Below are 14,021 nucleotides of genomic sequence, written 5' to 3'. Positions count from 1 at the left end.
CGGGATCAGGCGACCCCGGCGCGCAGGATGTCATGGATATGCACGAGGCCGCGCAATTGCCCGCTCTCATCCACGGCAAAGAGCGCGCTGATCTTGTGGGTGTTCATCACGCCCAAAGCCTCGGACAAGAGCGCCTCGGGCAGGATGCTGCGGGGGTTGCGGGTGGCTACCTCTCCGGCAGTGCGTGCCATGAGGTCCGACAGGTTGCGGCGCAAATCGCCATCGGTGATCACCGCCATTAGCCGACCTTCTTCGACCACAGCCGCCACGCCAAAGCCCTTGGCCGTCATCTCGATCAAGGTTTCGCCCATCGGGGTCTCGGCGCTGACCACGGGCAGCGCCGCGCCGCTGTGCATGACCGAAGAGACGCGCAAAAGCTGTGCGCCCAGCGTGCCGCCGGGGTGAAAGGCCAGAAAGTTCTCGCGCTCAAAGCCCCGTAGCCGCATCATCGCCACAGCCAGAGCATCGCCCAAGGCCAGCGTGCAGGTGGTGCTGGTGGTGGGGGCCATGCCGATGGCGCAGGCCTCGGGGGCATTGGGCAGGGTCAGACGGAAATCGGCCTGTTGTCCAAGGGTGCTGTCCGGCTTCTTGGTTATGGCGATGAGAGGGATCGCAAAGCGGCGGCTATGGGCAATGATATCGGCCAGTTCCCGGGTTTCGCCAGAGTTCGAGATCAGGATCAGCGCATCTTCCCGTGTGATCATGCCCAGATCGCCATGGCTTGCCTCGCCCGGATGAACATATTGCGCCGGCGTGCCGGTGCTGGCCATGGTTGCCGCGATCTTGGCGGCGATATGGCCAGATTTCCCCATGCCCGAGACGATGACCCGACCCTTGACCTCAAGAAGGCGCGTCACCACTGCATCGAAGTCGATGGGCAGGTCCGCGTGGAGGGCGCTGAGAGCCTCGGCCTCGATCCGGATGACGTCGCGGGCAATCTCGGTCGGGGTTTCGATCTGGGTCCCGGTTTGGGTCTTGGCGGTCGACATGGGCTGAGCCCTCCTTTTTGCGGCAAGTGTTAGCCTGTCGCGCGCGCCGGGCCAAGCACGGGATAGAGATTGCAGCAAAATGCCGCCCCATCACAACCCGTTGAAGGCCGCTCTTTTCCATCTGGTCAGTCTCTGCGCGCCGTCCTATCGTCGCGCCATGAACGCCGATACCGCCCTTCTCGACAGCCGCTATGCCTGGACACGCCTTGGCGTGTCTTTGGCCATTGCCATGATCGGCAATGCCGGTATGTGGTCCATCATCGTGGTCATGCCCGCCATGCAGGCCGAGTTTGGCGTCGACCGCGCGGCGGCCTCTATGCCCTATACGCTGACCATGGTGGGGTTTGCGCTGGGCAACCTTGGTATCGGGCGGGTGGTGGACCGTTTTGGTGTCACGGCGGCGCTGATCGGGTCAGCGCTTCTGATCTCCACTGCGACGGCCCTGGCTGCGATGAGCCCCACGGTTTTGTTGCTCTCGACGCTTCAATTCATGATCGGTTTCGGATCTGCCGCCAGTTTCGGGCCGCTGATTGCTGATGTCTCGCTCTGGTTTCTAAAGCGGCGCGGGATTGCTGTGGCGATCACCGCCAGCGGTAATTACCTGTCAGGGGCAATTTGGCCGGTGATCCTTGCCGGTATTCTGGCAGAGCAGGGGTGGCGGGCGGTCTATATGGTGCTGGCGGTCGTCACGGTGGCAGGGGTGATCCCACTTGCGCTGTTGTTGCGACGCCGGGTGCCTTTGGCGGCGCGCGCCCATGCTGACAGCCTGTCTTCGGCCCGTGCTGGGGCGACGGGGCTGTCGCCGCGCACTCTGGCCTTGCTTCTGGGCCTTGCCGGGGTGGGCTGCTGCGTGGCGATGTCGATGCCGCAGGTCCATATCGTAAGCTATTGCGTTGATCTGGGTTATGGCCCTGCCGTGGGGTCACAGATGCTGTCGCTCATGCTTTTGGGCGGGGTTGCATCGCGTCTGGTCTCAGGCCTGCTTGCGGATCGGTTGGGGGGCGTGCGCACGCTTTTGATCGGTTCGGCGCTGCAATGTCTGGCGCTTTTCCTCTACCTGCCCTCGGGCGGGCTGACCTCGCTTTATGTCGTCAGCCTTGTCTTTGGCTTGGCGCAGGGCGGCATTGTGCCCAGCTATGCGGTGATCGTGCGAGAGTATATGCCCAGTGCCGAGGCTGGGCGGCGCGTGGGATTTGTGATGATGGCAACCATCGCCGGCATGGCGATTGGCGGCTGGATGTCGGGCTGGATTTATGACCTGACCGGCAGCTATCACATGGCGTTTCTGAACGGCATTGCTTGGAATTTCCTCAACATCGGGATCATGGTTCTGATCCTGATGCGCACCCGGACCAGAACGGGCAACCCGCTGCCGGCCTGAACAGGCGGTTAATAGCTGTAGTCAGCGTAAATCCGGCTGAGATCACCCGCCCAATCGCTATTATACCGGTCCAGCAATTCATCCGCCGGGGCCTTGCCGGTCTCGACGCTTTCGCGCAGCGCATTGAGGAAATGCGTCTCGTCGGGGATCATGCCGCCGCCGCCCGACCGCGCGCGCGCCTTAAGGCCCGCCTCAGAGATGTTGAGAACCTCGCGGGCCAGTTCGTGCATGTGGATGTCGCCCACCCGCGCCTGAAGCCCGTCCACACTGGCCGCCACCCGCAGCGCATCGCGCGTCTCGGCATCCCAGCCCTTGCAGACGTCCCATGCCGCATCAAGTGCGGATTGGTCATACATCAACCCCACCCAGAAGGCAGGCAGCGCACAGAGCCTGCGCCACGGGCCACCATCGGCCCCGCGCATCTCCATGAATTTCTTGATCCGCGCCTCGGGGAAGGTGGTGGTCAGGTGATCCGCCCAATCGCTCAGCGTTGGTTTCTCGCCGGGCAGGGCAGGAAGTTCACCGCGCAGGAAATCGCGGAACGACTGCCCCAGAGCGTCGATATACTTGCCGTCGCGATAGACGAAATACATCGGCACATCGAGCGCGTAATCGGCATAGGCCTCAAACCCGAAACCCTCTTCGAACACAAAGGGCAACATGCCGGTGCGCGCGGGATCAAGATCGCGCCAGACGCGGGCGCGCCAGCTTTTGTGCCCATTGGGCTTGCCCTCGAAAAACGGCGAATTGGCGAAAAGGGCTGTTGCCACCGGCTGCAAGGCCAGCGCCACGCGCAGTTTCTGCACCATGTCGGGTTCTGAGGAGAAATCGAGATTGACCTGCACGGTGCAGGTGCGGCGCATCATGGTGCGCCCCATGGTGCCGACTTTCTGCATATAGCTGTCCATCAGCTTGTAGCGGCCCTTGGGCATGAGCGGCATATCGTCATGCATCCAGATCGGGGCAGCACCCAGGCCGATAAAGCCCACGCCCACCTTGTCGGCGATGTCTTTGACCTCGCGCAGGTGGTCGTTCACTTCGTCGCAGGTTTGGTGAATGGTCTCAATCGGCGCACCCGAAAGCTCTAATTGACCGCCCGGCTCGAGGCTGACATTCGCCCCGTCCTTTTCCAAGCCGATGAGCTTGCCGCCCTCTTCCACGGGCGACCAGCCATGCACATCGCGCAGCCCTTCAAGCACCGCCAATACGCTGCGCGGCCCCTCGTAGGGAATGGGGCGCAGCGTGTCCTTGCAATAGCCGAACTTTTCATGCTCGGTGCCAATGCGCCAATCTTGCTTGGGTTTGCAACCACTTGCCAGATATTCTGCAAGTTGCTCATGGCGTTCGATCGGCCCGCCGCCGGATTGTGGGATAGACATATTCGGGCCTCCTGATCAGGGCATTGTCTCGGGCGACACAGTTGGCGGCAAACACACGGACTGTCAATGCAGCCTAAGGTGCGAGACCGCGCTTTGCGGGTTCTGCCAAATCACGGTTGGGTGATCGGGTAGGCGGCGCATCTGCGCCAGCATATGTTCGGTGCGCAGGCCGGGCAGGGCGGCGAAGGCGTCAAAGAGCGCTTCGGCCCCTTCGGCGTTGAGCGGGATATGCAGCGCGGGCGCGCCATCTATGCTTAGCACCCAATGTGGCGGCTTGCCTGTGGGATCGAGCGTGAGCGCGTCAAGATCGCGAATGGCCACCACGCCCCCCGTCAGAGGCCCGAAATAGGCGACTTGCCCCTCGTCCACTTGCACCACGCCGGGGCCGCCCGCGCCTGCGCGAAATCGCGCGCGTTGCAGCCCCATCACCAGTACTGCCCCGGCAAGGATCAAAAGCGCGTAGCCCAGCCATTGCAAAAGGCCATAGCTGCCGATCCCCCACCAGAGCCCAAGTGCCGCCAACCCGACACCGCTGAGCACTTCGCGCCAGCGCCAGAGAGCAGCGCGCGCTTGCGGGCGAATAAAGCTCATGTCCAATCCCCCAAAGCGCGTTGCCAGAGCGTCATTGCCGCCACCGCCGCCGTATCGGCGCGCAGGATGCGAGGCCCAAGGCTGACGGCATGCGCCTGCGGCAGCGCCGCGAGGCGCGCGCGCTCGGCCTCTGAAAACCCGCCCTCGGGGCCGATCAGGATGGCCCAAGGCGCGCCGCGCGGCAAATCACCGGCAAGCGTTGCCGCGTGGCCCGCCAGCCCCTCATCGCAAAACATCAACTGCCGGTCCTTGGGCCAGTCCGCAAGCACCCGGTCAAGGCGGTGCAGATCGCCGACTTCGGGCACAAAGGTGCCGCCGCATTGCTCGGCGGCCTCGACGGCATGGGCCTGAAGGCGGTCCTGTCGGATGCGTTCGGCATTGGTGAACTCGGTCTGAACTGGGATGATCCGCGCTGCCCCCATCTCGGCGGCTTTCTCGACGATGAAATCGGTCCGCGCCTTTTTGATCGGGGCGAACAAGAGCCAAAGATCCGGCGGATCGTGCTGCGGGGCTGTCTGCTCTGCCACCTGCAACACCCCGCCGCGCTTGCCTGCCTCGATCACGTCGGCGCGCCATTCGCCGTGCCGCCCGTCAAAGAGCAGCACAGCATCACCGACGCCTTGTCGCATCACCCCAAAGAGGTAATGGGCCTGTGGTTGCGTCAGAGGAATGGTTTGCCCTTCCCCCAACGGGTGCTCTACATAAAGCCTGATCTTCGCTGCTTTCATGGGGCCAACATATGACCGCAAAGAACCAGACGCCAGAGGCCACGGGACAGGTGGCCGATGCCTATGCGGGCAATTGGGTGGACCGATTGGCCCCTGCGGCGACGCGCCCCTATTTGCGGCTGAGCCGAGCAGATCGACCGATTGGCACATGGCTATTGCTTTTGCCCTGCTGGTGGGGGCTGACGCTGGCGATGCTGTCAGATGGGCAGGCGGGGTGGCATGATCTGTGGATCTTCATCGGCTGTGGTCTTGGTGCCTTTCTTATGCGCGGGGCGGGCTGCACCTGGAATGACATCACCGACCGGCATATCGACGGCTCTGTCGCGCGCACGGCCTCGCGGCCTATTCCTTCGGGGCAGGTCACGGTGCGCGGCGCGCTGATCTGGATGGCGGTGCAGGCGCTGATTGCATTCGGGATTCTGCTGACGTTCAACACCGCCGCAATCGTGCTTGGCATACTCTCGCTCTTGCCCGTCGCCGTCTATCCCTTTGCCAAGCGGTTCACCTGGTGGCCGCAGGTCTTTCTGGGTCTTGCCTTTAACTGGGGCGCGCTTTTGGCCTGGACGGCCCATAGCGGACGCCTCGAGATACCTGCTGTGATCCTTTATCTCGCGGGTATCGCCTGGACGCTCTTTTATGACACGATCTATGCCCATCAGGACGCCGAGGATGACGCCCTTATCGGGGTGAAATCCACGGCGCGGCTCTTTGGCGACAATTCCCCGCGCTGGCTGCGGTGGTTTTTGGTGGCGACTGTCTCTTTGATGGCGTTGGCGGTTATTCTTGCGGTGCCGGACGCCCGGATGACGGCGCTTCTTGTGGCGCTCTGCGGACCGTGGATGATGGGCTGGCATATGCAAGGCCAGATGCGCCGCTTGCGGTTGGACGATACCGCGCGCTTGCTTCACCTTTTCCGGTCCAATCGCGATGCAGGTCTCTTGCCTGTGCCGTTTTTCGCCGTCGCTTGTCTGCTGTGATTGAACTCATGCCGCCGCACGCCTAAAGACGTGGGCAGCACTCATAAATTGGCTATTGCCCGATGCGTTTATCATCTGCCTTTACGATCGCCGGAACCTTTGTCGGGGCAGCGGTGCTTGCGGTTGTTGCCGCAGGCTTTGCTGTGAGCGCCATCGAAGACAGCTCTCGGCGGGCGGTGCGTGACACGTTGGACCGGGTTGGATTGGTCTGGGCCGATGTCGATACGGACGGGCTGCAACTCTTTCTGGCGGGCACCGCGCCCTCTGAGGCGTTGCGGTTCAAGGCGCTGTCGCTGGCGGGCACGGTGGTTGATGCAGCGCGGGTGATCGACCAGATGTTGGTGCAGGATGCGGCCGATATCGCGCCGCCGCGCTTTGCCATCGAAATCCTGCGCAACGATAGCGGCATTTCCTTGATCGGGCTGGTACCTGCCGCCACGGACCGAGATAAGCTTTTGGCGGATATCGCGTCTGTGACCGATGACGTCCCGGTGGCCGACCTACTTGATTCCGCAGATTACCCGTATCCAGAGACATGGCCCGCAGCGCTGCGTTATGCGGTGCGGTCGCTGGGAAAATTGCCGCGCGCCAAGATTTCGGTGAGCGCGGACAGGGTCGAGATCAAGGCCATGGTTGACAGCACAGAGGCACAGCGCCGGATCGAGACGGATCTGGCGCGCACGGCCCCGGACGATGTGCGCCTGGCGCTCGCAATCTCGGCACCGCGGCCAGTGATCACGCCGTTTACCCTGCGGTTCGTCATCGACGAAACAGGCGCGCGATTCGACTCCTGCTCTGCGGATACCGAAGAGGCGCGCGATGGTATTTTGCGCGCTGCGGGCAAGGCTGGCATCCAGACCAAGGCCGACTGTGTGGTCGGGATGGGTGTGCCCTCGCCCCAATGGTCGCGGGCGGCAGAACTGGCCATCGCGGCGGTCGCGGACCTTGGCGGCGGGACGGTTACGTTTTCGGATGCCGATGTAGCGCTTTTGGCGCCCGAAGGCACGGCGCAGAGCCTCTTTGACGATGTGGCGGGCAAACTTGAGGCCGATCTGCCCGAGGTTTTTGCCCTTACTGCCACGTTGCCGCCGCCGCCCGATGCCGCGCAGCCCGCAGCGCCAGAGTTTGTGGCCACTCTGTCGCCCGAAGGTCAGGTTCTGATTCGGGGCCGGGTGGGCAGCGAGACCAGCCGCGAGACGGTGCGTAGTTTTGCCAAGGCGCGGTTTTCGTCAGATTCGGTGCATCTGACGGCGCGGGTCGCCGAGGGTTTGCCGCGTGATTGGCCGATCCGCGTTCTGACCGGGCTTGAAGCCTTGTCCTATCTGTCGAACGGTGTCGTAACCGTCACGCCCGATAATATAGGCGTTAAGGGAAATACGGGCCGCAAGACTGCCAGTGCGGAAATCGCGCAGTTTCTTGCGGAAAAGCTGGGCGAGGCAGAACAATACTCTATCGACGTGACGTATAAAGAGGCCCTCGATCCTGTGGCCGGGCTTCCGACGCCAGAGGAATGCGAGGCGCAAATCGCTGGGATCCAAGCAGAGCGCAAGATCAACTTTGAGCCGGGATCGGCCAAGATTGATGCCCAAGGGGCGGCCATCATGGATGACATTGCCGATGTGCTGAAAAAATGCGGCGAGGTTCGGATGGAAATCGGCGGCCATACCGATAGCCAGGGTGGCGAGGATATGAACGCGCAACTCAGCCTCTCGCGTGCGCGCGCGGTTCTGGACGAATTGCGAATGCGCCGCGTGCTGACATCGAGCATTGACGCCAAGGGCTATGGCGAGAGCGTGCCCATCGCTGATAACGAGACCGAAGAGGGCCGCGAGACCAACCGCCGTATCGAATTTCGCCTGATCCGCCCCGAGCCACTGCCAGATGAGCAAACAGCGCTTGAAAGCCTTGAAGAACCGGGGGAAGAAGGTGCAGAGGCAGAAGAGACCACGCAGGATACGCCAACCGAATGAATAGAACCGAATTCATCATCGCAACCGCCATCGTTCTTTTCGTGGCGTTCTGCATGGGCTGGTTCGCCAATTGGCTGGTACATCGCTTTATCCGCGTGCCGGGATCGGATGTCGGGGAACTGGAGCGGTTGGCGCAAGAACTGCACGAGGCCGAAGAAACCCGCGATCAGGCGATCACCTATCTGCAACAGCGTGAGGCGGAGTTGACCAATCAGATCAGCCAGACCGAGGCAGAACTGGCCGCCACCATGGACGGTCTGCGCGAGGCGCGCTATGAGGCTGAACAACTGCGCGCGCATCTTGAAAAGATGGCTGGTCGCGCCGTCGGCTGATACTTTAGCGACGTTCGGCAGGGCCGCATCAAGCGAAAAAAGTGTTTCGGCGTTCCAATGAACAACCGAAACACTTTGAAGGCGATCAGAAATTTGCGTTGCGATGCCTTACGAGGGCCTAAACCGGTTAGTGTTTGGTCCCGTGCGCTTTGCCGTGGCCCTCTTCTGGTTTGCGCGCCAGATCGACGGGCACGTCGACCACGATCTCGCCGGATTTCTCGAACAGCAGCGTTATCGGTATGATCTTGCCTTGCTCAAAGCTCTCGGTGAGGCCCATCAGCATTACATGCGCGCCGCCGCGTTCCAACACCAGCGTCTGACCTGCTGTGATGGCAAACCCTTCTTCGACATGCACCATCTTCATCACGCCGCTCTCTTCGATGTGGGTGTGCAACTCGACCCGTTGCGCGGCGGGCGAGACCGCGCCGATCAGGCGGTCATCAGTATCGCCGATATTCTCGATCAGCATGAAGGCCGCGCCGGTCTTGGCCGTTGGGCTGGCGCTGCGGGCGTAGGTGTCAAGCACTTGGATTTCTTGGGCCAGTGCGGGCACGGCAAGGATGGTTGTGGCGAAGGCCGCCAGAAGGGTGGATTTGAAGGACATGGGTCGCTCCTTGAATGTCTGAGTTACGGTCTGAAATTGGCTGTCAGACCGCCACAGGCGGTGCCCGTGCGACATTCGGGGGCAAGCTGCGCATCGCAGCATGGCGTTCCACTGTAATCGTGCTGATCCGCCGCTCTGACGCCAGCCACAGGCCAAGGGCCAGGGGCGTGTCCAGCACAACGGCAAAACCGGGCAAGCAATCAGGGCAGAGGTGGGGCGTTGCAAGGGGCTGCCCCTCTGCGTCCACTGCGACTGTGATCGGCCCTGTGCCGGTGCAGAGCACGATCTGGCCTACGGGCTGTGCCATGCCGCGTGCCACGGCAAGGCTCTGGCTTGTAAGGGCCAGAACAAGGCAGAGGGCCAAGGCCAGGATCGGGTGCAGTGGTCTCATCGGCCAGAGGTATAGGCCTGCGCGCCCGGCATGGGCAAGCGACAAAAAAGCACAGCCCCGCCGGTTGGGCAGGGCTGTTCGCGAAACAGTTTACGCTTTGGTTCAGGCGGTTGCGGCCTGCGCCTTGGCAATCTCTTTCTTGACCTTCAGCGCGGAGGCCGACAGCTCGTCGTCCTTGGCCTTGGCAAGAAACGCATCCAGACCACCGCGATGGTCGACGCTGCGCAGGGCATGCGCCGAGATCCGCAGCTTGATGCCGCGATTCAGGGTCTCGGATTGCAGGGTCACGTCGTTGAGGTTCGGCAGATACCGACGACGTGTCTTGTTGTTGGCGTGGCTGGAGTTATTGCCAACCATCGGGCCTTTTCCGGTCAGTTCACAGCGGCGCGACATGAGATCATCCTCGTTCTTGCTGAGGGCGCGTGCTGGCCCTTCTTAACACAAACGGGCACCACCACAGGCAGCGCCCCGAATTCCGTTTGGCGTCTTTAGGCTCAAAGCACAGGCGCGTCAAGGGATTCTCGGGCCGAATTTGCCGCAATCAGGAAGCTTCCCCTAACGTTCTGGGTCTCGAGCCTGTGGTCGCCGTTGGCGAGGCTGTCCGGCCCAAAACCGAGACGGCGACTGCAAGGTCGGTCTTTTGGTCGAAGGCGGTCAACTATCAGTGTATGACGGGGAATTGGTGGAGCCTAGGGGGAGCCCGGACGAGTTCCTAAGTTGTTGATAAAGAACACTATTGAAGTGTGATGGTTTGTCTTGTGCCACACTATAGCGTCACACTCTAGCTAACTGCAACCTTTGTTCTCACGTGGTTAGCTATATCCCTAAAATAATTATTATAAATCAATATCTTAAATAGATGCAACCCGGGCTGACCCATAACAGATTGAGCATTGAGTTATGTAATCAACTAATCCAACCATTATATAACACAGTTATATCAGTCAGTTATATAACCTAGATACTAATTCGGGTTATAGATCAGTATATAATCAGAATATTATGTAGATATATCAATCAGCTATATAAGTATAATAGCCCTGCACCCTTATCCGAGCTTACTCTGATGTAATATAACCCTCGGTGAAAACAGATGCGGCACTCGCCACATTTGACCTGTCTATAGTATGAAGGGTTAAAGGGCGAACGGAGCCGGGTGTGATTTTTCTATCTATAGGATGGAGGGGTAGGTGCTAACCGGCTCGTAGGATTGCAGTCATCTCTTGCTAAGAGGCTTGGGCTGGGGCCACGTCAAGCATCGTCGGGGCAAACGATCCTGAATAAACCGGGCCGCAAAAGCAAATAGATGCGCCCCCATTCTATCGAATAGCCCCGGAGCCGCCTGCTAAGTGGCCTTCCTTTGTCGCCGCGCCCGGATGGTCGCCCAAGCGATGCAACGGGACTATATGGCCGAAAAACTCAGGTGCCTCAGGCGGCGCTCTCCGTGTCTCCAAGGATGCGGTAAACGGATGCACGGCCAATCCCCAATTCCGCAGCGATCTTCGATGCTCCGACGCCTTCCTGATGAAGCCGCAACACTTCCTCAGACTTCGCCCGCGCTGTCGGCTTGCGCCCTTTGTACTTCCCAGCAGCCTTAGCCTTCGCAATACCCTCACGTTGACGCTCTAGCATGATCTCGCGCTCGAATGCGGCAACGCTACCCAGCACGGTCAGCATTAACTTCCCTGTCGGAGTGTTTGTATCAATGCCCATGCCCAAAATACGTAGGCTGGCGCCTTTACCCTTTATCTCTTCAAGCACGTCCAATAGGTGAGGCACTGACCTTGCAAGCCGATCTAGTTTCGTGACCACAAGGGTGTCACCGTCTCTGACATACTCAACCGCCTCAGCGAGCTTTGCTCGTGCCGCTACATCGACGGAAGATACCTGCTCCTCGAACACTTTCTCACAGCCAGCGGCCTTCAAGTCACGTAGTTGCCCTTCTAACCCGGCAGTCTGGTCTAGGGTCGAGGTTCGCGCATATCCGATAAGCATAACAACACTCCTGTCTCATACGAGTTTAAGACACAGGGAGGCAATTTGTCTCAAAAGTCAAGAGTTACTTGTGTGAGACGATGTGTTGGGCGGTTAGTGCTGTCTCATAAGGGCAAGGTCTAATGAGATCGCATGACCAAACCCGCAAGTCTGCGCTTATAGATACAAAGAAAGTCTTCAGCTTGCGCTGGCGTCAACTTTCGCATTTCAAGTGGGAAGGCATCCAATGGTTGCTTTGTGCCCCGGACACCTAGGTGCCGTGCTCCCTCTTTTGCACCAGCATGCAGGTAAACATACTTGGGCTCTAGGTCTAAGTAACCTTCTGAAATCCTCAGTGCCGTGTCGTAAGCAAGCAATGGCCCTGCACCCTTGATGCGGTCGCAATGTCGAACAATGAGGTCGTGCAGTTCATCAAACTCACGAACGACGACCATCGTATCGGAGACGGCTAGAAGGGAGCGTGTGAGTTGAGCTAAGATGCTTGATGGAATTCGATACTGATGCGGATGCCGTTTTCCGCACACTCCTGTTGAACCGCATGCAATCTTGATGCTGTCGTCGATGGTGTGCATGTCGGAAAACTCAAAATCTATGCAATCCTCGTCACCTGAAAAGCAGGTCTGAGGATCGCTTAAGAACTCATCTACCAAGTCTGCCAGTCCCATTTCTCAACCTCACACGCCACCTGCCCATCACGTTAGGCAAGTCAGGGCGATAAGTCAGCCACGGTTGTGCATGTAACACCAGCCCGGCGCAGTTCAGATCATTGCTATTCGACTGCCTGCTCCGCTTCGCTTTGCACATCTGGAGACAAGACCACTTGCCCGTGATCCGCTTCCTCAGTCAGCAGTGTCACTTCATCGCAAAAGATGCTCTCAATCAATCCGTCATCGGGAATATGAAAGTCGGGAAAGTACTTCTTCGCGCCGTTAGTCGCCCATTTTTGGAGCATGACGCCATGACTTTTGTCATGGGCCGAACCATCCTTGTTAATGGCTGCGATGTTCGTGCCCTTAACTCGAAAATGAAGATGATCCTGAGTGTCCGGGATATGCGCTTTATGGTGCAGGATAGCCCGGCCTTTGCCCAATTCAACGTAAGGCTTCGACTCGTTCAACAGAAGACGGACTACAACCTCAGCCACTCGATCCGTGATCTCGAAGTGGTAAAAAACGGTATAGGTGCTCTTCCCCTCCGCCACATATTTCCTGAAAGGCTTGATGCGCTTGCCTCTTCCACTGGTCATTCTGTCTTCTCCTCAACCTCCGCCAAGTTCTTCGTTTCAACTCAGACCGTTCTCACCTGCTTGGAAGACATTCCGAAGGGGCCTATGGGGGAGATCGGGTCGCGGGACACAGTATATACCCCCTTGAAAAAATGTGCCGTAGTTCTCGGACAGTCATCCGCGGTAAATCCGTAGGCTGGTCTGCTAGTCTGCATCATCTCCGGCACTCTTAACCCAACTTGCGATACTGTCATGAAGCATCCACGCAGACGGTGCACTCAAGGTGCACTCCGAGGAGCCGCCAGCAGTGAACATGCTCCAGTCATCGTCCTCAGACATTGCCCATACGCCAATAACTTCGCCGTCCAACCGCACGACATCGCCCTCATTTGCTCCGTTGTGGTATCCGGTCATAACGATCCCGTGCCGAACTTGCCCGCCTCGATCTATGAGTTCACACACAGCCTGAAACTGATCAGAGATGCTATGTACATCAGGACCAACGAACTCACCGCTGACGAACGCCCGGTACTTAAGGGTGCCCGAAAACTGAGCGTCATCGCGGCTTGATACCTCACAGGATAGTTCGCCGTATACTAGCGTGTCGGTATGCATTGATCGAAGGCCAAGCTATCCAAGGGTTTCATTGATCCGCTTGAACAGTGCCTCAAAGGCGTCCAGCGTTTCATCGGAGAGGGCGGCAACGCGCTTCGCTCGCTCGCGAAGAAGGACCTCAGCCGGGGCGTTGTGGTCATAGCGGTCCACGCCCTCTTTGCGGGCGATCTGCCGCACAATGGGGTCGGTGCCCTTGAGGTCCGCTGCCCTGATCTTCTTGCCGAAGGCAGCGTTGTAGAGTGCCAGGTAGTCATCTTTGGCGAACAGGTCCTCAATGTCGGCCATCTTTCGGTCGGCAACCTTGCCAACGGTGATGATCCGTTTCCTCCCCAGAAATCCAGCCTTGGAGAGAGCGGTCAGCTTCTGGTGGCCCTCTTTTCGAGAGTCCACCACAACTGTCACGTCAAGGTGGTTGCCCAAGAGCGCGACAAATGCCGGGATCACGTCCGCTCCGCCCAGCGGCATGATTGACCAGCGCTTGTCGAGTCCCTCGCGCCCGTCCTCTATCAGCCGCTCTGAGATGGTCTGCATGAAGAGGAAGTCGGACGGCCCCTCTACCACGAGGTTGTCCTTTGCGATGAACAGGTGCTGGGCAATGTCATAGCCCAGAGCAGCCTGCAGCGGGAACAGCGTGTCGCTGTCGGTCGTCAGCACGTCAGAGGTGGTGACGGAGCCTGTCTCGCGACCCCGGTCCTCAACGAGGCGCGCGCGCTCAAGGTGGTCTGAATCGCCCCGAGTTTGTCGGAGACCGTCAACTTAAGTAAGGATGATGGTTATGACAAAAAGCAAAATGGCAAATCGCTACTCGCCAGAGGTCCGCGCACGTGCGGTCCGGATGGTTTTT

The 14,021-nt window shown here is 59.6% G+C and carries 15 protein-coding genes; 4 read left to right on the top strand and 11 right to left on the bottom strand.

Features of this window, described 5'->3' with window-relative positions; genetic code table 11:
- Nucleotides 1-5: 5 nt before the first annotated feature.
- Nucleotides 6-989 carry an SIS domain-containing protein gene (locus GC127_RS21200; RefSeq protein ID WP_008280353.1) on the bottom strand — a complete coding sequence of 328 codons (984 nt, stop codon included), beginning with the start codon at nt 987-989 and terminating at the stop codon, nt 6-8.
- 157 nt (nt 990-1,146) lie between these two features.
- Here GC127_RS21200 and GC127_RS21195 point away from each other — a divergent pair, with 157 nt between their 5' ends.
- On the top strand, nt 1,147-2,370 hold the full coding sequence (locus GC127_RS21195) for an MFS transporter (protein ID WP_151979910.1): 1,224 nt from the start codon (nt 1,147-1,149) through the stop codon (nt 2,368-2,370).
- 8 nt (nt 2,371-2,378) lie between these two features.
- Here GC127_RS21195 and GC127_RS21190 read toward each other — a convergent pair whose 3' ends face one another.
- The 3 genes from GC127_RS21190 to GC127_RS21180 all read right to left on the bottom strand — a co-directional run bounded on the left by GC127_RS21190 (nt 2,379) and on the right by GC127_RS21180 (nt 5,068).
- Nucleotides 2,379-3,749, bottom strand: a complete 1,371-nt coding sequence (locus GC127_RS21190) for a glutamate--cysteine ligase (RefSeq protein ID WP_008280351.1) — start codon at nt 3,747-3,749, stop codon at nt 2,379-2,381.
- A 63-nt stretch (nt 3,750-3,812) separates the two neighbouring features.
- Nucleotides 3,813-4,340, bottom strand: a complete 528-nt coding sequence (locus tag GC127_RS21185) for a hypothetical protein (RefSeq protein ID WP_008280350.1) — start codon at nt 4,338-4,340, stop codon at nt 3,813-3,815.
- Entirely contained in the window at nt 4,337-5,068 is a 732-nt protein-coding gene (locus GC127_RS21180) for a 16S rRNA (uracil(1498)-N(3))-methyltransferase (protein ID WP_151979520.1), read from the bottom strand. The genes GC127_RS21185 and GC127_RS21180 overlap by 4 nt, the downstream gene beginning before the upstream one ends.
- Before the next feature lie 11 nt (nt 5,069-5,079).
- On the opposite strand from GC127_RS21180, the gene ubiA reads away from it, so the two are divergent.
- The 3 genes from ubiA to GC127_RS21165 all read left to right on the top strand — a co-directional run bounded on the left by ubiA (nt 5,080) and on the right by GC127_RS21165 (nt 8,347).
- Nucleotides 5,080-6,045: a 4-hydroxybenzoate octaprenyltransferase gene (gene ubiA, locus GC127_RS21175; RefSeq protein WP_151979519.1), complete on the top strand. Its 966-nt coding sequence runs from the start codon at nt 5,080-5,082 to the stop codon at nt 6,043-6,045.
- A gap of 62 nt (nt 6,046-6,107) precedes the next feature.
- The gene (locus GC127_RS21170) at nt 6,108-8,015 is read left to right on the top strand and encodes an OmpA family protein (protein ID WP_081506567.1); all 1,908 of its coding nucleotides are present in this window, start codon (nt 6,108-6,110) and stop codon (nt 8,013-8,015) included.
- Nucleotides 8,012-8,347, top strand: coding sequence for a hypothetical protein (locus GC127_RS21165; protein WP_008280346.1), 336 nt, complete (start codon nt 8,012-8,014; stop codon nt 8,345-8,347). The genes GC127_RS21170 and GC127_RS21165 overlap by 4 nt, the downstream gene beginning before the upstream one ends.
- A gap of 127 nt (nt 8,348-8,474) precedes the next feature.
- Here GC127_RS21165 and GC127_RS21160 read toward each other — a convergent pair whose 3' ends face one another.
- From GC127_RS21160 to GC127_RS21125, 7 genes are all read right to left on the bottom strand, one after another.
- Entirely contained in the window at nt 8,475-8,951 is a 477-nt protein-coding gene (locus GC127_RS21160) for a copper chaperone PCu(A)C (RefSeq protein ID WP_151979518.1), read from the bottom strand.
- A 43-nt stretch (nt 8,952-8,994) separates the two neighbouring features.
- Nucleotides 8,995-9,342, bottom strand: coding sequence for a hypothetical protein (locus GC127_RS21155; protein WP_151979517.1), 348 nt, complete (start codon nt 9,340-9,342; stop codon nt 8,995-8,997).
- A 102-nt stretch (nt 9,343-9,444) separates the two neighbouring features.
- Nucleotides 9,445-9,735, bottom strand: coding sequence for a 50S ribosomal protein L28 (gene rpmB, locus GC127_RS21150; protein WP_008280343.1), 291 nt, complete (start codon nt 9,733-9,735; stop codon nt 9,445-9,447).
- Nucleotides 9,736-10,770: 1,035 nt separating this feature from the next.
- Nucleotides 10,771-11,337, bottom strand: a complete 567-nt coding sequence (locus GC127_RS21145; protein ID WP_151979516.1) for a recombinase family protein — start codon at nt 11,335-11,337, stop codon at nt 10,771-10,773.
- A gap of 119 nt (nt 11,338-11,456) precedes the next feature.
- Entirely contained in the window at nt 11,457-12,002 is a 546-nt protein-coding gene (locus GC127_RS21140; RefSeq protein WP_151979515.1) for a hypothetical protein, read from the bottom strand.
- A 104-nt stretch (nt 12,003-12,106) separates the two neighbouring features.
- Nucleotides 12,107-12,583, bottom strand: coding sequence for a hypothetical protein (locus tag GC127_RS21135; protein WP_151979514.1), 477 nt, complete (start codon nt 12,581-12,583; stop codon nt 12,107-12,109).
- Nucleotides 12,584-13,192: 609 nt separating this feature from the next.
- Nucleotides 13,193-13,831, bottom strand: coding sequence for a hypothetical protein (locus GC127_RS21125; protein ID WP_151979512.1), 639 nt, complete (start codon nt 13,829-13,831; stop codon nt 13,193-13,195).
- Nucleotides 13,832-14,021 lie beyond the last annotated feature (190 nt).

This window comes from Roseovarius sp. EC-HK134 (assembly GCF_902498815.1).
GTDB classification, from domain to species: Bacteria; Pseudomonadota; Alphaproteobacteria; order Rhodobacterales; family Rhodobacteraceae; genus Roseovarius; species Roseovarius mucosus_A.
This window is presented reverse-complemented; position numbering and strand designations above follow the sequence as displayed.